Origin of the sequence: Thermosinus carboxydivorans Nor1 (genome assembly GCF_000169155.1) — a bacterium.
Classification (GTDB): domain Bacteria; phylum Bacillota; class Negativicutes; order Sporomusales; family Thermosinaceae; genus Thermosinus; species Thermosinus carboxydivorans.
Window position 1 is genome coordinate 140,001 of sequence record NZ_AAWL01000001.1, and the last position, 17,729, is coordinate 157,729.

Here is a 17,729-nt window from a genome sequence, read left to right on the forward strand (position 1 = left end):
GTGAACGGCGGCCGTAACTATAACGGTCCTAAGGTAGCGAAATTCCTTGTCGGGTAAGTTCCGACCCGCACGAAAGGTGTAACGACTTGGGCACTGTCTCAACGAGGGACCCGGTGAAATTGAAATACCTGTGAAGATGCAGGTTACCCGCGACTGGACAGAAAGACCCCATGGAGCTTTACTGCAACCTGACATTGGATTTTGGTAAAGCATGTACAGGATAGGTGGGAGACTAAGAAGCAAGGGCGCAAGCTCGTGTGGAGTCGACGTTGGGATACCACCCTTGGTTTACTGGAGTTCTAACTGGAGGAGTAACGAACCTCAGGACAGTGTCAGGCGGGCAGTTTGACTGGGGCGGTCGCCTCCGAAAGAGTAACGGAGGCGCCCAAAGGTTCCCTCAGCGCGGATGGAAATCGCGCGGAGAGTGTAAAGGCAGAAGGGAGCTTGACTGCGAGACGGACAGGTCGAGCAGGGACGAAAGTCGGGCTTAGTGATCCGGTGGTACCGAGTGGAAGGGCCATCGCTCAACGGATAAAAGCTACCCTGGGGATAACAGGCTAATCTCCCCCAAGAGTCCATATCGACGGGGAGGTTTGGCACCTCGATGTCGGCTCATCACATCCTGGGGCTGAAGTAGGTCCCAAGGGTTGGGCTGTTCGCCCATTAAAGTGGTACGTGAGCTGGGTTCAGAACGTCGTGAGACAGTTCGGTCCCTATCCATCGCGGGCGCAAGAGACTTGAGAGGAGCTGCTCCTAGTACGAGAGGACCGGAGTGGACGGACCAATGGTGTACCAGTTATACCGCCAGGTGTACAGCTGGGTAGCTACGTCCGGAACGGATAAACGCTGAAAGCATCTAAGCGTGAAACCGGCCTTAAGATGAGGTCTCTCACAACGGAAGTTGGTAAGGCCCCTTGTAGAAGACAAGGTAGATAGGCCAGGAGTGTAAGGCGGGCAACCGCTTGAGCGGACTGGTACTAATCGGCCGAGGGCTTGACCTAAAAGACAATAGCCGTTGGACATTGGACGTTTGACGGAGAAAGCTAAAGTGCATAGCTTAGTAATCTTCTGTGCAGTTTTGAAGGATCAATCCTTCAAAAAATAGTCGAAGCTCGAATGTCGAAAGTCGACAGGCGAGATAATCCGGTGTCGATAGCTACGGGGATCCACCTGTTCCCATACCGAACACAGAAGTTAAGCCCGTAAACGCCGAAAGTACTTGGCTGGAGACGGCCTGGGAGGATAGGTAGACGCCGGTTACACCAAAAGAGCACCTTGCCCAAGGTGCTCTTTTGCTATTCACAAAATAGCTATCTTTTTTCGCCCATCTGCCGGTTGACAGATGGCTTTTTTATTTATATATCCTTTTGGGCCGTTTTTGTATTATCATGACAATTTAGCGCCAAACTAGAATCAGAATGCCAAGGGAGGATATTACCATGAAACATACAGGCCACCGCAAACGTATCAAGCGTCTTAAGCGCAGATTTCGTCGCCTGGCGGCCGCACTCGCCGGAGCTGCAGTTATTACGTCGGCGATGTTGCCGGGACTTCCTGCCGCAACCGCCCACGCTGCCGCTAATCCTAATGCCGGCGCCCCGGTTACGGCGCAACAAGTTGGCCAGGATCAGGAAAAAAACCCCGTTGAGGTCAACCCTAATGCCAGTAAAATGCCTATTGCTGTCCAGCCTAATGGGAAGGCTAAGCGAATGCGGGTTGTACGTGGCAAAATGGTAGCAGACAAAGCCATCATTAACCGGCAAGTTAGTGAACAGACGAAAGGGCAGCAACAGCCGGAACAAGACTCAAATGAACAAGCTAAAACGCAGGCTGCCGACCCAAGCAGGCAAGACCAAAATGAGCAAGCCAAAACACAGGCTGCCGACCAAGATAGGCAAGACAATAAAAAGCAAGTGACGGCTCGCCAAAAAGCGCCGAAAGACTTTCAACAGGTTTTGGATATTGTCGCGACAGCGTATGCGCCAGGACCTCACGACAACGAGCAGTGGGGAGATAAGACCTACTTGGGCACCAAAGTTCGGCCAGGTGTCATTGCCGTTGACCCCGACATTATTCCGCTGGGCTCGCGGGTGTATATTCAGTTTCCTGACGGTACCGGCCAATATGCTGTAGCTGAAGATACCGGCGGAGCGATTAAGGGCAACCGCATTGATATTGCCTTGCCATCAGTGAAACAAGCTGAAGATTTTGGCATCCAGAAGGTCAAAGTATATGTGCTCAGCACGCCGGATACACGGAATGCCTAAATACCATAAAAAACCCTCCCTTCTTTGCCGACCGGACTACCTGGGAAAAGGTAAACTAATTCGTGACAATAGTCAATATCTTCCTAAATAAAACACAAAATTTTCTAAAAAAACTTTATTATTGGAAAAGAGGGAACCCCGTACAATGAAATTGGACGGGGTTTTTCCGCCTGTTGGCGCAGGCGGAATGCCTGAAAAATTTTAGGAGGGGGATTTTACATAATGAGGGGTAAGAAACTGTTTGCCGCGGCGCTGTCGCTCCTGGTAGCCGGCGCGGTCTTGGTTACGGGCTGCGGTGGAGGCGCCAAGACGACAGGCGAGAAAAAAGAAGGCGCCAAGTATACCTTCCGGCTGGCCGAAACACATCCGCCTGATTATCCCACTACAATGGGCGACAAAAAATTTGCCGAACTGGTCTATGAGCGGACCAACGGCCGCATTAAAATCGAAGTATTCCCTTCCGGCCAATTGGGTGAAGAAAAGGCTGTCATCGAACAGGTACAATTAGGCGCCATTGAGTTTACCCGCGTAAGTGCATCGCCGCTGGCCGAGTTCAACAAACAGCTTGGCGTACTGTCGCTGCCGTACATTTTTGACAGTGACGAACATATGTGGAAGTTCTTAACCAGCGACATGGGCAACAAGATGTTGGATGGCTTGGAGACATCCAAAATGAAGGGGTTGGCCTACTACAGCTCCGGTTCCCGTAGCTTCTATGCTCGCAAGCCCATTAAGAGCCTTGACGACCTTAAGGGTCTAAAAATCCGTGTCCAGCAAAGTAAAATCAACATGGATATGATCAGCGCCCTTGGCGCCAGCGCCACGCCGATGCCCTACGGCGAAGTGTTCAGCGCCCTGCAGACCGGCGTAATTGACGGCGCGGAAAACAACTACCCCAGCTACTACTCTTCAAATCACTACCAAGTGGCCAAATATTATCTCCTTGACAAGCACCAGCGGGTACCCGAAGTGCTGCTGGTGAGCAAGGCTGTCTGGGATAAACTGTCGGACGAAGACAAGAAAATCATAAAGCAGGCCGCGCTTGATTCGGTTAAGACCCAGCGCGAACTGTGGGATAAATTCGAAAAAGAGTCCGAAGCCAAGTTGCGCGCCGCCGGGGTAACCATCACCGAAGTTACCGATGTTAAGCCCTGGCAGGCGGCCGTTAAACCGGTTATCGACAAATACGGCCCCGAATACAAAGAAGTGCTTGAAGCCATTGATAAAGCGCGTAAATAATGAAGTCCAGCAGTGCCTTGGTTGTGGCCGGGGTGCTGCTGGTTTTTGTTGTAGCATTCGGTACCGAATTCTTCACCGTGGGACGAGTAATCTAAAAATAACACAAAATCTTATAAAAAAATATACTGACAAGTTTCGACGCCATGCTATTACAATAAGTATGAAAAATCTAACGCAAAGGGGGAGATGGGGTGCAACTGTTACGCCGGATCGCGCTGGCTCTGGACACGGCGCTGGAAACGTTTGCGCTGCTGGCCTTGTTGTCCATGATCCTCATTGTCACCATGACGGTTTTTACGCGCAAGCTGTTTAACTTTGTATTCTTCTGGTCGGAAGAAGTAACGCTGCTGCTGTTAGTCTGGTTCGCCTTCATGGGCATGGCGATTGGTTTTCGCGAGGGCCTGCATTTGGCCATGGATACCATTACCGGCTTGTTCCCCAAATGGTTTAACAAAGGGCTGGACAAACTGATCCAACTTAGTACATTTGCTTTTGGTCTTTATTTAATTATTCAGGGCTGGGATTTTACCGTCCTTATGCATGATTCTACCCTGGCGGCCACTAAGCTGCCTAATAGTACCCTGTATGCCGTTATGCCGGTGACCGGGTTTATGGTTTGTGCCTATTCCGCCCTCCAATTTTTCGGGGTGGATACCAAACGCCACCAAGGTTTAGAGGAAGGAGCGGAATAATGGATCAAAGCATTGCGATTACCATCTTAGGCGTCAGCTTTGTCGTGCTGATGCTGCTGCGGTTTCCGATCGCTCTGACGCTTGTCGGTTCGACGATGCTTACCGTTCTCTACCTGGACATCCCGCTGCCGGTCGTCGGTCAGCAAATGATTCAGGGTATTAGCAGCTTTTCGCTGCTGGCCATTCCTTTCTTCATTCTTACTGGTCAAATCATGGGCGAAGGCGGGCTGGCGGTGCGCCTTGTCAATATGGCCAACCTCCTGGTCGGCCGGGTGCGCGGCGGCTTGGCGCTGGTCAACAGCGTCGCCTGTATGTTCTTCGGCAATATTTCCGGGTCGGCCGTGGCCGATGCTTCCTCGGTCGGTTCGGTTATGATCCCCATGATGAAAAAGAAAGGCTATGATGCCGACTATGCCGTTGGCGTCACCATCTCGTCGGCAATTCAGGGTGTTGTCGTGCCGCCCAGCCATAACCTGGTCTTATATTCTATTGCCGTCGGCGGCTTGTCGATTAAAGCCCTGTTCCTCGCCGGCATTATTCCCGGGCTGGTTCTGCTGGCCTCCCTGATGATTACCGGTTACATCATTGCCATAAAACGGGGCTACCAAAAGAGCGACCCAGTGCCGCGCAGTGAAATTCCTGGCATTCTGCTGCACGGTCTTGCCTCCATGACCCCGGCGGTCATTATCCTTGGCGGCATCATTTCCGGCTGGTTTACGGCCACCGAATCCGGCGCCCTTGCTGCAACCTACGCTTTTATCCTCGCCTTCGGCATTTACCGGGAAGTGCCGCTCAGCCGCATGTGGCCTGTTCTCAAACGCACTTTTCGTATCGTGCTCATGGTGTACTTCCTGATTGCCGCGTCCAACGCCTTCGGTTGGATTATGGCCTACCTCAAACTGCCCGACCTTATTACCCAGGTTTTCCTCAGTGTTTCTGACAGTCCTTTTGTCATCCTGCTGATGATCAACATCCTGCTGCTCCTCTTAGGCGGCCCCATGGACATGGCGCCCATGATTCTCATCTTATCGCCTGTTCTCTTGCCGGTTGTTACTAAGCTGGGGATGGATCCCATCCAGTTCGGTATTCTCATGATCCTAAACTCCGGCATGGGCCTGCTTACCCCGCCGGTCGGTACCGTCCTGTTCGTCGGCTGCGCCATCGGCAAAATTTCCGTCGAACAAGGGACGAAAGCAATGCTGCCCTTCTTCTATAGCATGATTGTTGTGCTGATGCTGGTCACCTATGTGCCGCAGCTGTCGCTCTGGTTGCCCAGTCTGTTTAAATAACCGTGTCCCTAGGGGATACTCTCCCGTAATATTTACCGAAGGAGATGAAATACATGAAAGGCAAAAAACTTCTAGTGGCTGCTCTGTCCCTGTTTGTCGCCGGTTCGCTGCTTGTCAGCGGGTGTGGTTCCAAAAGCGGTTCCCAAGGCGACAAGAAAACGGAAGGAGCCAAATACACCTGGCGCTTGGCTGAAACTCATCCGCCCGATTATCCCACTACCATGGGGGATAAAAAGTTTGCCGAACTCGTGTATGAACGCACCAACGGCCGCATTAAGATTGAAGTATTTCCTTCCGGTCAGTTAGGTGAGGAAAAGGCCGTCATTGAACAAGTACAGCTCGGCGCCATCGAACTTACCCGCGTCAACGCCTCGCCGTTGGCAGAATTCAATAAGAACTTCGGCGTTCTTTCCTTGCCCTACATTTTCGATAATGATACACATTTATGGAAGTTTCTCCAAGGCGATGCTGGGAATAAACTGCTTGACAGTCTTGAGAAATCGAAAATGAAGGGCCTTGCTTACTATGATTCTGGTGCGCGCAGCTTCTATGCCCGCAAGCCTTTAAACAGCATCGACGACCTCAAAGGGCTGAAGATCCGGGTACAACAAAGTAAAATCAATATGGACATGATCGCCGCCCTTGGCGCCAGCGCTACGCCCATGCCTTACGGCGAAGTGTTCAGCGCCCTGCAGACCGGGGTAATTGATGCCGCGGAAAACAACTATCCCAGCTATTTCTCTTCCAACCATTATCAAGTCGCTAAATACTACATCCTTGATAAGCATCAGCGCACCCCGGAAGTGCTCCTGATCAGCAAAACGGCCTGGGATAAGCTGTCGGACGAAGACAAGAAGATTATTAAACAAGCTGCGCTCGACTCTGTTGCGTTCCAGCGCGAAGCCTGGGCTAAGTATGAAAAAGACGCTGAGGCCAAACTGCGCGCCGCCGGCGTAACCATTACCGAGGTGAAGGACGTCAAGCCCTGGCAGGATGCAGTTAAGTCGGTTATTGACAAATATCGCGACGAGTACAAAGAAATGCTTGACGCTATCGACCAGGCCCGCAAGTAACAGTAATAACTTCCTGCATACCTCTCCATTTATATACTCCCTTGCTCCCGCCGGAAGGCCTTTGTGCCTTCTGGCATTTTTTTGCGGTCGGCTAGCAAAAGGGGAAGGCCCTTCGGCAGCGAAATATAAAAATATAAACGAAAAAGCTATCGGGAGCAATGCCGTGAGATTACGTCGCTGGACCGCCTATCTGCTGGGCCGCGACTGGTTTATGAATAACCGGCCGCTGGCTACCAAGCTGTTTGTTTTTTCCGCCGTGCTGGTCGTTATCCCGCTGGTACTGGTCGGGCTGATTTCTTATTACCGTTCTTCGCTTGAACTGGAGGAGGAGGCCCGGCAGTATAGTTGGCAAGTTATCGAGCAGGTCGAGACTCATATTGAGTATTACATCCGCGATCTGGAGATCAGCTCGCTGAAAATTGTCAACCATCCCGACATGGCTCGGTTGCTGCGGATGCAAACCGCCGAGGAAGTGGTGCAAAGCGGCATTCGCGCTGATATTGAACGGATGCTGAAAAATGCCGCCTATTCTCGTGCTGACATTACCAACATCATTGTCATCGTTGACAATGTTCAGGTCTTTGACGTCGCCGGGTCGAACGCCGCTTATCCGGTAAATAAACTGACTAGTGAATACTGGTATGGTTCGGTGCCTAATAACGGTAGTCCGCTGCTTGTCAGCCGGGTAACCGAATGGCGCGGCCGCAAGGAGCCGGTCATTTCTCTTGTTCGCCGTATTTACAGCCCGCAAACGCTCCAGCCGCGGGGCATGCTTATTATTGACATTAACTTTAGACGCCTGCGGGAAATTGCCGACAAAGTATCGTTTAAGCGCAACGGCCATTTATTTATTCTTGATGGGGAAGGTCACTACGTCTATCATCCTGACGATAGCCGCCTGGGCGAGCAAGTCGCTGGCCCTGAGCGAGAAATATTGAAAAATGAGGAAGGCTGGCTAATCACGGGTGGGAAAGATCGCCGCTTTCTTACCTACAGCGCGTCGTCATACCTGGGCTGGTGGTTTGTCACCTCGATTCCCTATCATGAACTAACCCGAGGGGCGGAGCACATCGGCCAGACCATTGTCTGGACGATTATCGTGACCCTAGTGGTGGCCTATCTGCTCGGCATTGGGTTTGCTGCCTCGCTCATCCGGCCCATCCGCCGCCTCCAGCATGTCATGAAGAGTGTGGAAGTGGGCAATTTCAACGTGCGGGCCGCCATTCTGTCGCAAGATGAAATCGGTGAACTGGCGCGGGGGTTCAATAAAATGGTGGAGCGTCTGGCCGGGCTGATGGAAGAAGTTTATTTTACCAAACTGCGTGAAACCGAGGCACGGCTGGGCCAAAAGGAAATGGAACTTAAGGCCCTGCAGTCGCAGCTTAATCCCCATTTTCTTTGCAATACCCTGGAGACGGTGCGCGGTATGGCCCTAGCCCGCGACATGGAAGATATTGCCACCATTGCTGCATCGCTTGGGCAACTGCTTCGGTACAATTTGCGCAGTCACGCCCTGCTCGTGCCGCTAAGGGAAGAAGTTAAGTTTTGCCAGTTGTACCTCAAGATTCAGCAGTTTCGTTTTGGTAACCGGTTTACCTATAAATTTGATATTCCGGAATGGGCATGGGATTTGCAGATTGTTAAGTTTTCGCTGCAGCCGCTTCTGGAAAACTGCTTTGCCCACGGTTTTCAATACGGCGAGTCGCCGCTGGCGATCACCGTATCGGCCCGGCGGGAGGGAGATGATGCCTATATCGTCGAAGTGGCGGACAACGGCGCCGGCATGGAACCGGCCGTGCTGGAGCGTATCCGTGCCGATTTAACGCAAAAGGATGTTACGGCCGGTGGCCAGAGCATCGGCATTGTCAATGTTCACCGCCGCATCGTCCGCCTGTATGATGAGCGGTTCGGCGTCATGGTTGACAGCCAGCCGGGGCAGGGCGCCGTCATTATCTTGCGGTTGCCGCTTGTTTATGCCGGAACGGAGGGAGGCGCGTTATGAATGAATCGCGTGCTGATTGTCGATGATGAACGGTGGGTGCGGGCGGCCTTGCGCTGGACGGTGGATAAAACCGGTCTGCCCTTTACCGTTGTCCATGAATGTGCTGACGGTCTGGAGGCGCTGGACTGGCTCAAAACCAACAAGGTGGAACTCATTCTTAGCGACATTCGCATGCCGGTCATGGACGGGCTGGCTTTTGTCCGCGAACTGCGCCAGCGCCAGCCCCGCCAGGATGTTATCCTCATTACCGTCCACGACGATTTTCAGTTTATCCAAAATGCCATCCGGCAGGGTGTATGCGATTACCTGCTTAAACCGGTCGAACTGCCGGCGATGAAAGAATGCCTGGAAAACTGGCTCCAGCGGCGCCGCCGCGAAGCAGCGGCGGCCGCCGGCCCGGAAGAGCAGGCTCTGTCGCCTATCCAGCAGGTGCTGCGCTATATGGCGGAAACGCCCCTCGGGGACATCAATTTGACCGATGCCGCCCGGCGTGTCCACATGAACCCCAGTTATCTCAGCCAACTCTTTAAACAAGAAATGCAGGTCTGTTTCGTCGACTATGTGACCGACCTGAAGATGAAAGAGGCCAAGCGGCTGCTGGCCACCACGACGCTGCGCATTTCGGAGATTGCCGACCGGCTGGGCTACGCCGATCTGGCCTATTTTAGCAACATCTTTAAAAAACACACCGCTTGTAGTCCTTCCGAATACCGCAAGCAACAGGCGCGTACAGGGAGGGGCTGAGTGTTGTGATGGTATGAGGTATGAGGTATGAGGTATGAGGTATGAGGTATGAGGTATGAGGTATGAGGTATGAGGTATGAGGTATGAGGTATGAGGTATGAGGTATGAGGTATGAGGTAGTGCGTCCCTGACGGTTTCAGGGGCGCTTATATTTTTATTGGGCAAGTTTGGCGGTTCTGGCAGGAATAATACGGAAAAAAGCGAATTAATTTAACAATAAATAATTAATTAACTTAAAAAAGTCCCAGAGTGGTCCGGGTGGCGCCGGCCGGCGAGAGGAGAGGAAATGTGACCAATAACGGAGCCAACAGCAAATATGTCAAGAAGCGCAACCGCATCACCGTTCTTAACCTTATTAAGGAGCATGGTCCCATTGGCCGGCAGGAACTAGCGCAAATTACCGGTTTGACGCCGCCGGCCATCACCGGCATTATCCGTGAACTCCTCGAGCTCGGTTTGGTGCACGAGGACGGTTACGGCGAATCAAGGGGAGGCCGTCGGCCGGTGAAGCTAACATTCAACAGTAAAGCCGGGTATGTTATCGGGGTGGAAGTAACGCGCGGCGAAACGACAGTCGGTGTTGCCGACCTTATGAACGACCCTACTGACATTGCGCGCTATCCGCTTGATATGAGCGAGCCTGCTGCCGGCCTGGCCAGCCTGGCCGAACTGCTGCGGCGCATCATGAATGACGAGGGCAAGCAGGGCCGGTCGTTTGTGGGGGTGGGAATCGCCTTTCCCGGACTGGTGCAGGCCAAAACTGGCACGGTACAGCGGTCGGTCAACCTCGGTCCGGCTTGGCGCAGCTACCCCTTGCAGGAAAAGCTGGAGGATGTGCTCGGTCTGCCGGTGTTCATCGAAAATAACTCCAACGCCTGCGTTTTGGCCGAACGATGGTTTGGCGGGGGCGTGTGCTGCCGCGATTTGGTGTACGTTAACCTTGGCGAAGGCATCAGCGCCGGCGTTATTCTCGATGACCGCATAGTTCAGGGGTTTCAGGGTTATGCCGGCGAGATCGGCCATATTGTTATTGACGAGAGCGGACCGCAGTGTAATTGTGGTAACCACGGGTGTCTGGAAGCGCTATGCAGCGTCCCGGCGCTAATTAAGCAGGCCAGGCGCGACTTGCCCGGCCTGGCCGACGGCGACCCGCTCAAAGCACGGTGGCAGAGCAGCGGTGATATTGAGCTGGCCGACCTTTTGGCCGTGGCTCAGCCCGGTACTTATGCCAATGCCCTCTTAAGCCGGGCGGTGCACTGGATCGGGCGGGCCGTTGCCGCCGTTATTAATCTGTACAACCCGGAAGCCGTCTTCCTGGGCGGACAGCTGGCCGGGGCCATGGCGCGGTTTGAACCCATACTGCGTGATGCCGTGGCCGCCCACGCTTTTCCCGAAATCGCCAGTGCAACGCGGATTGCCTTTTCGGCGCTGGGGGAATATCCCGGCGTCATTGGCGCCTGCGCCCTGGCGCTTAAGGGGCTATTGCATCTGCCGGAAGCGCGGCTGCTGGACGCCCATTTGGAATAACAAAAAAGGGGGTTTTAAAATGGCGTGGTCCCAATCCGAGTTTGCCCAAAAATTGGCCCGGCTCCGCTCCTTTATGGCGCAGGAAGGTGTGGCCAACCTGTTGATTACCGGCCAGACCAACTTTTGGTGGCTGACCGGTGGCCGGTCCTTTGTCAACCAAGCCGTGGAAAAGGCCTGTGCCGACCTGTTGGTGACGGCGGATAAGGTATATCTGGTGGCCAATAATATTGAGGCTGACCGGTTGCTGACGGAAGAGCTGAGCGGCTTGCCGCTGGAAAAGGCAGTCTACTCCTGGTGGGAGGCAGCCGGCGCCCAGAGGGCGGTGCGGGAAATTAGCGGCGGCGAGCCGGTCGTCACTGAAGGCGAAGTAGCTGGCAAGCTGGCCAGACTGCGTTGGCAGCTGCTGCCCGAGGAGCGGGCCCGGTTCGCCGATGCGGCAAAAAGTGTGGCCACGGTCGTCGAGGAACTAGCCTGGGCTATTAAGCCTGGGATGAGCGAACTGGAGATTTCCGCCCTCATGAAGGAGAAAGCTGCCGCTGAGGGCGTAAGCGCCTTTGTCAGTCTGGTCGCCGCCGATGAGCGGGCCTATCAGTACCGGCACCCGCTCCCTACCGACAAGAAGGTGAAAAGGTACGCCATGCTGGTAATTTCCGGCCAAAAACACGGCCTGTACGCTTCGGTTACCCGCCTGGTGCACTTTGGCCCGGTACCGGCCGACCTCAAGGCCCGGCACCAGGCGGTGGCCAATGTGGACGCCGCCTTTATCGGCGCTACCCGTCCGGGTGCCCAAGTGAGCGATATTTTTGCCGCCGGCTGTCAGGCCTATGCCGACATGGGCTTTGCCGGCGAGTGGCAGTATCATCACCAGGGCGGCCTGGCCGGTTATAACTCCCGCGAGTTTCGCGCTTCGGCCGACTGCGCCGAGGTGGTGGCCAGTGGCCAGGTCTACGCCTGGAACCCCACTATTGCCGGAGTCAAATCGGAGGACACTATTCTCGTTGGGGAGGATAGTCCTGTCGTGTTAACGGCGACCGGAAAATATCCGGTCATTAAAGCTGAGTATCGGGGCTTTAGCCTCGAACGGCCCGCTATCCTTGAGCGCTAGCTCACACTATACAGAGGAGGTATACTTATGAGCTATTTTTATCCTGCTAAAGAACAAAAAGGGTTTCGCCAGGTCATTCCTGTCGGCGAGAAAACGGCTTATACCGGCTTTGGCCTGCTGAATCTTGCCGCCGGTGAAAGCTACGGCGCCGAGACCAAGGAAGAAGAAGTCGCATTGGTGCTGCTTGCCGGCAAGTGCCGCATCACGGTCAATGGTCAGACCTTCGACAACTTGTCCCGCAAAGATGTTTTCGCGGAAAAAGCCACCGCCGTCTATGCGCCAAAGAGTAGCCGCTGGGAAGTTACGGCGATTAGCCCCAAACTGGAGGTAGCTGTCCTGTCCGCCCCGGCTGAGCGCCAGTTTGCGCCTTTCGTTATCCGTCCGGAAGACGTCATTTTCAACCACCGTGGCGTCCTCAACTGGCAGCGCGACGTTTATGACATCATGGTCGCCAATGTCGAAGGTAAGGTCGATCGCATCGTCGTCGGCGAAACGTACTCTTTCCCCGGCCAGTGGTCCAGCTATCCTTCCCACAAGCACGATACGCAAAACCTGCCTTACGAGTGCCAGATGGACGAAATTTATTACTTCAAGGTCAAGCCCACCGAGGGCTTTGGCGTCCAAATTATGTATAACGATGACTTGACGCTGCGTGAGGCCTATATGATTAAGGACGGTGACGCCGTTGCCCTGCCGGCCGGCTATCACCCCGTGGCCGCCGCTCCCGGCTTCCAGGTTTACTATTTGTGGGTCATGGCCGGTCCGCACGGCCGTCAGCTCACCCCCAATGACGATCCTAAACTCAAATGGCTGCAAAACATCCCGGCAATGCTTAAGTAGGAGTCAATAACATCAACATTTAACCGCGGAGATATTCATGCCGATAATTGGCACCACAAAGTATGAAAACCGTTATTCAACCGCAGAGGACACAGAGGCGCGATATTCATCGCGCTAAAGTAAAAAAATATCCTCCTCCGCGTCCTCCGCGGTTCTTATAATCACGGTCTTACCATTACCGGACTTCAATTGATTTAGTGTTTGTTGCAATATATTTGCAAGAGAGGAGAGAAACAATGGCAAAATTGAACAAAGAGCTGCTCGCCGGCGGCTTTGCCTTCCCGGCTGGTCTTGAAGCGGCTCCTTATCCAGCTGACCTGCCCGAGCGCGTCATCCAATTTGGCGAAGGCAACTTCCTGCGGGCGTTCGTCGACTGGATGTTCCATAAACTCAACCGGCAGGGCCTGTTTAACGGCCGGGTAGTTGTCGTGCAGCCCATCGCCGAAGGGCTTGTCGACAGGCTTAATGCCCAGGACGGCCTGTATACCCTGCTTTTGCGCGGTCTGGAAAACGGCAAACCGGTAGAATATAAGGAAATCATCACATCAGTCAGCCGGGGCATTAATCCCTATGTCGATTGGGACGCTTTTCTTAAGTGCGCTGAAAACCCGGACATTGAATATGTAATTTCCAACACCACCGAGGCGGGTATTGCCTACGACCCCAATGACCGCCCCGACATGCGGCCGCCGGCCTCGTTCCCCGGCAAACTGGCCGTGTATCTTTACCACCGCTTCCGCCACTTCAGCGGTGACCCGGCCAAAGGCATGGTCATCCTTCCTTGCGAACTCATCGATCGCAACGGCGACAACCTCAAAAAAATCATCCTGCGTCTGGCCGATGAATGGCAGTGGCCGCAAGACTTTAAGGACTGGCTGGAAAACCACAACTACTTCCTCAATACTCTCGTCGACCGCGTTGTAACCGGCTATCCCAAAGATGAAGCCGCCGCCATCCAGGCCCAGCTTGGCTATGAGGACGAACTTCTTGACGCCGGTGAACTGTTCCACTTGTGGGTCATTGAAGGTCCCGCCGGGCTGGCCGAGCGTCTCCCCTTTACCCAAGTAGGGCTTAATGTTATCTGGACCGACGATATGATGCCTTACCGGACGCGCAAGGTGCGGATTTTAAACGGCGCTCACACGGCGGCCGTACCGGCGTCCTTCCTCTATGGCCTGGAAACGGTCGGCGAAATGATGGACCACCCGGTGATGGGCAAGTTTGTCCGGCAGGTGGTCGACGAGGAAATCATTCCATCAATCAACTTGGATAAAGGCATGCTGACCGACTTTGCCGCCGCGGTGATGGAACGGTTCCAGAACCCCTATATCAAGCACTATCTTATTAGCATCCTGCTCAACTCGTCATCGAAGTTTAAGGCCCGGGTGCTGCCTTCCATCCTTGAATACCATGCCAAGTTCGGCAAACTGCCGGAAAAACTGACCTTTTCGCTTGCCGCCCTGATCGCGGTATACGCTGGTGGCAAGATCGACGGTTCGGCGATGCTCGCACGGCGGGCCAAAGGCGAGTTTACCATGCGCGACGATTTGCCTGTCCTGGAGTTTTTTGCCCGTACCTGGGCGGACTGCGACGGCAGCCCCGATGGGGTGCGCCAGGTAGCGGCGGCCGTGCTGGCCAATACCGCCCTGTGGGGTGAAGATCTTACGCAGGTGAGCGGCCTGACGGATAAGACGGCCGACTACCTGTATCAGATTGTTACGGACGGGATGCAGGCTGCGGCGGCGCGGCTCGTCGGGAGGTAAGCCATGGCACTGTTAAAGCTGCATGAACGGGATAATGTCGCCGTTGCTCTCCGCGACATCAGGCAGGGGGAGACGCTTGCGGCGGACAATGCTACCGTCACCGCCCGCGAAGATATTCCGAAAGGCCATAAAATTGCCCTCTGCGACTTGCAACCGGGCGAGCATGTCATAAAATACGGCTTTCCCATCGGTCATGCGACTAGCAGCGTAGCGGCCGGCCAGTGGCTTCATTCCCACAATGTGCGCACCAATTTGGGCGAGATTTTGGCATATGAATATAAGCCGGAGCCGCCGGCGGTAAGCCCGGTCCCCTGCCGCCACACCTTCCGCGGCTATCGCCGCCCGGACGGTCGGGTCGGGGTGCGCAACGAAATCTGGATCATTCCTACCGTCAGCTGCGTTAACCGCACTGCCCAGCTCTTAGCCGAGCGGGGAAGCGCCCTCGCTCGGAATATGGCCAATATCGACGGCGTGTTTGCCTTTACCCATCCCTATGGCTGCTCGCAGCTCGGCGACGACCACCGGGCGACGCAAACCATCCTGGCTGACCTGGTCAACCATCCCAATGCCGGCGCCGTGCTGGTCCTCGGCCTGGGCTGTGAGAACAACAACGTGCCCGAGTTTCAAAAAGTGGTGGGTAGCTATAACGCGGACCGCGTCAAATTCCTCGTGGCCCAGGAGGTGGAGGACGAAATCGCCGCCGGGCTTGAGCTGCTATCGGACCTCATCGCCTACGCCGGCCAGTTTTTGCGGGAGGACTGCCCGGCGTCCGAACTGGTGGTAGGCCTTAAGTGCGGCGGCTCGGACGCTTTTTCCGGCATTACGGCCAACCCGCTGGTCGGCGCTTTCTCCGACCTCTTGATCGCTTGCGGCGGCAGCACGGTGCTGACCGAGGTGCCGGAGATGTTTGGCGCCGAGACAATTCTCATGAACCGGGCCCAGGATAAGGCCGTGTTTGACAAAACGGTACGACTTATCAACGACTTTAAAAATTATTTTATGGCCTATAACCAGCCCATTTACGAAAACCCCTCACCCGGCAACAAGAAAGGCGGCATTACCACCCTGGAGGAGAAGTCACTAGGGTGCACGCAAAAAGGCGGCCGCGCTACCGTGGTCGACGTGCTTGGCTACGGGGAAACGGTCACGCGCAAAGGGCTTAACCTCCTTAACGGGCCCGGCAATGATGCGGTGGCGGCCACGGCGTTGGCGGCAGCGGGCTGCCACCTGGTGCTGTTTACCACCGGCCGGGGTACGCCGCTGGGTACGGCGGTGCCGACGGTGAAAATTGCCACCAACAGCGAGCTGTTCCGTCGCAAAACTACCTGGATGGATTTCAATGCCGGTGAGCTGTTAGAGGGCAAAAGCCTAGAAGCGCTGGCCGACGAGTTTTTCGCCTATGTGCTGGCGGTGGCCTCCGGCCGACCGACCAAAGCCGAGGAAATGGGTTTCCGCGAAATTGCCATTTTTAAGAACGGTGTAACGCTGTAAACAGCAGACTGGCTGAAAACAGACACAGAGGAGTAATGCCATGCAATCGAGGGAAGAACTCAAGCGAGCGATCCTGAGCGAATTTGGCGATTATAATATTTATTCGGAATCCATCTACCGCGCCGGCGGCTGCGTGCTGTTTCTCGCCAAGGACATGGGGCAGAAGCTGCTGGTCGTCGTTGAGGAAGAGACTGGTTCGGCCTTTGACCGCTTCGTGGGCCCGCAGGTGTATCATCCTTCCGGCAAGCGGGTTAAAGAAGCGCCCCTGCAGCCGGTCAATGCGGGTATCGTGCGCGAGCTGCTGCCGTTCACCGCGCCGGTGGCGCTGGGCGCCACCGGCCTGAGCCTGGGGCTGGGCGACCGCTTAGGCGTTGCTTCGCCCGGTCACCTCAGGCTTATCAAAAAGACCGGCGTCCGGCCGGTCCTCGCCCAGCAGTCGGTGCGGGAGCTGACGCTGACTAACCGTACCTACTCCGATGTCCTGGACGCTGCCACGTGGGCGGTGCTGCAGGAAGGGTATGAGGGCGGCTTTGGCGCCGACGGGGATCACCTGAAAACGGCAGAGGAGATCAAGGGCGCCCTTGACCTCGGCTTTACCATGATCACGCTCGACGCTTCGGCCCATATCGACAACACGGTGGGGCAAAAGGCCGCCAAACAGGTGGCTGAGCTGTACCATACCTTGCCGGCCGATTATACGGCCGACATGGAGGAGCATTACCTGGGCAAGGCCTTCATTGTCGGCGGCATGGCCATCACCTTTGACACCGAAACGCTGCAGCGGCTGGTTCTTACCTACGGCAAAGCGCTGGCGTTCATGGGCTATATTTATCATACCCTCATCGTCAACGCCGGGCGGGAAGTGGACTTTGAAATCTCCATTGACGAGACGGCCACGCCGACGACGCCGGCCGCCCATTATTTCGTTGCTTCCGAGCTTGGGCGCATGGGCGTAAAATTTACTAGTCTGGCGCCGCGGTTTTGCGGCGAGTTCCAGAAGGGTATCGACTACATCGGTGATCTATATCAATTTGAAGATGAATTCAAACGCCATGCCGCCATCGCCGATCATTTCGGCTACCGGCTGAGCATCCACTCGGGCAGCGACAAGTTCAGTGTCTTCCCCATCATCGGCCAGTACACCCGCGGGCGGGTGCATATCAAGACGGCCGGCACCAATTGGCTGGAGGCCCTGCGGGTAGTTGCCCGGATTAACCCCGCGCTTTTCCGGGAAATTTACGCCTTCGCGGGAGAAGTCTTTGGTGAAGCGAAAAAGTATTACCATGTTACCACCGATCTGACCAGGCTGCCGGATGTGGCCGCCATGGCCGATGACGGGCTGCCGACGGTGCTCGACCATAACGATGCCCGCCAGATGCTGCATATCACCTATGGCCTGGTGCTGACAGCCGCCAATGCCGACGGTTCCTACCGCTTCAAAGACGCCCTGTATGAGCTTTTGTTCGACCATGAGGACGAATACTATGCGGCTCTCGAACGCCATATCGGCCGCCACCTTGAAAAATTGACCGAAAATCTAAAAGGGTAGTAGACTACTGGGAGATGGTTCCCGCTTGCGGCAAGGGCAAGCAGGGAACCGTCTTTTCATTTTATTGTTTCTACCCTTAATGTTCATAAGCTTAGGGAGGAATCGCGGGTACTTCCCAATAAATGGGGCAGTGTCCTTGGCCCAGCGG

The 17,729-nt window shown here is 54.9% G+C and carries 13 protein-coding genes and 2 rRNA genes (1 of these 15 only partly in view); all 15 read left to right on the forward strand.

The window, feature by feature from the left end; all coding sequences use genetic code 11:
* Positions 1–1,001, forward strand: a 23S ribosomal RNA gene (locus TCARDRAFT_RS00605); it begins 2,033 nt to the left of the window's first position.
* 141 nt (positions 1,002–1,142) lie between these two features.
* Positions 1,143–1,259, forward strand: a 5S ribosomal RNA gene (gene rrf / locus TCARDRAFT_RS00610).
* 180 nt (positions 1,260–1,439) lie between these two features.
* Positions 1,440–2,267: a 3D domain-containing protein gene (locus TCARDRAFT_RS00615; RefSeq protein ID WP_007288066.1), complete on the forward strand. Its 828-nt coding sequence runs from the start codon at positions 1,440–1,442 to the stop codon at positions 2,265–2,267.
* 222 nt (positions 2,268–2,489) lie between these two features.
* On the forward strand, positions 2,490–3,506 hold the full coding sequence (locus tag TCARDRAFT_RS00620; protein WP_007288067.1) for a TRAP transporter substrate-binding protein: 1,017 nt from the start codon (positions 2,490–2,492) through the stop codon (positions 3,504–3,506).
* Positions 3,507–3,697: 191 nt separating this feature from the next.
* Positions 3,698–4,198 (forward strand): TRAP transporter small permease, encoded by a 501-nt coding sequence (locus tag TCARDRAFT_RS00625; protein WP_007288068.1) that lies wholly within the window; start codon positions 3,698–3,700, stop codon positions 4,196–4,198.
* Positions 4,198–5,487, forward strand: a complete 1,290-nt coding sequence (locus TCARDRAFT_RS00630; protein WP_007288069.1) for a TRAP transporter large permease — start codon at positions 4,198–4,200, stop codon at positions 5,485–5,487. The genes TCARDRAFT_RS00625 and TCARDRAFT_RS00630 overlap by 1 nt, the downstream gene beginning before the upstream one ends.
* A gap of 53 nt (positions 5,488–5,540) precedes the next feature.
* Positions 5,541–6,560, forward strand: coding sequence for a TRAP transporter substrate-binding protein (locus TCARDRAFT_RS00635; RefSeq protein ID WP_007288070.1), 1,020 nt, complete (start codon positions 5,541–5,543; stop codon positions 6,558–6,560).
* 163 nt (positions 6,561–6,723) lie between these two features.
* Positions 6,724–8,562, forward strand: a complete 1,839-nt coding sequence (locus tag TCARDRAFT_RS00640) for a cache domain-containing sensor histidine kinase (protein WP_007288071.1) — start codon at positions 6,724–6,726, stop codon at positions 8,560–8,562.
* Positions 8,563–9,306 (forward strand): response regulator transcription factor, encoded by a 744-nt coding sequence (locus TCARDRAFT_RS00645; RefSeq protein ID WP_007288072.1) that lies wholly within the window; start codon positions 8,563–8,565, stop codon positions 9,304–9,306.
* A 288-nt stretch (positions 9,307–9,594) separates the two neighbouring features.
* Positions 9,595–10,833, forward strand: coding sequence for an ROK family transcriptional regulator (locus TCARDRAFT_RS00650; protein ID WP_007288073.1), 1,239 nt, complete (start codon positions 9,595–9,597; stop codon positions 10,831–10,833).
* A gap of 19 nt (positions 10,834–10,852) precedes the next feature.
* Positions 10,853–11,938, forward strand: coding sequence for a M24 family metallopeptidase (locus tag TCARDRAFT_RS00655; RefSeq protein ID WP_007288074.1), 1,086 nt, complete (start codon positions 10,853–10,855; stop codon positions 11,936–11,938).
* Positions 11,939–11,965: 27 nt separating this feature from the next.
* Complete coding sequence (iolB, locus tag TCARDRAFT_RS00660) at positions 11,966–12,778, forward strand: 5-deoxy-glucuronate isomerase (RefSeq protein WP_007288075.1); 813 nt, start codon at positions 11,966–11,968, stop codon at positions 12,776–12,778.
* A gap of 236 nt (positions 12,779–13,014) precedes the next feature.
* A complete protein-coding gene (locus tag TCARDRAFT_RS00665; protein ID WP_007288076.1) occupies positions 13,015–14,541 on the forward strand; it encodes a tagaturonate reductase in 1,527 nt (508 codons plus the stop codon).
* 3 nt (positions 14,542–14,544) lie between these two features.
* Entirely contained in the window at positions 14,545–16,032 is a 1,488-nt protein-coding gene (locus tag TCARDRAFT_RS00670) for a UxaA family hydrolase (RefSeq protein WP_007288077.1), read from the forward strand.
* Between the two features lie 40 nt (positions 16,033–16,072).
* Positions 16,073–17,581, forward strand: coding sequence for a tagaturonate epimerase family protein (locus TCARDRAFT_RS00675; protein WP_007288078.1), 1,509 nt, complete (start codon positions 16,073–16,075; stop codon positions 17,579–17,581).
* Positions 17,582–17,729: the final 148 nt, after the last annotated feature.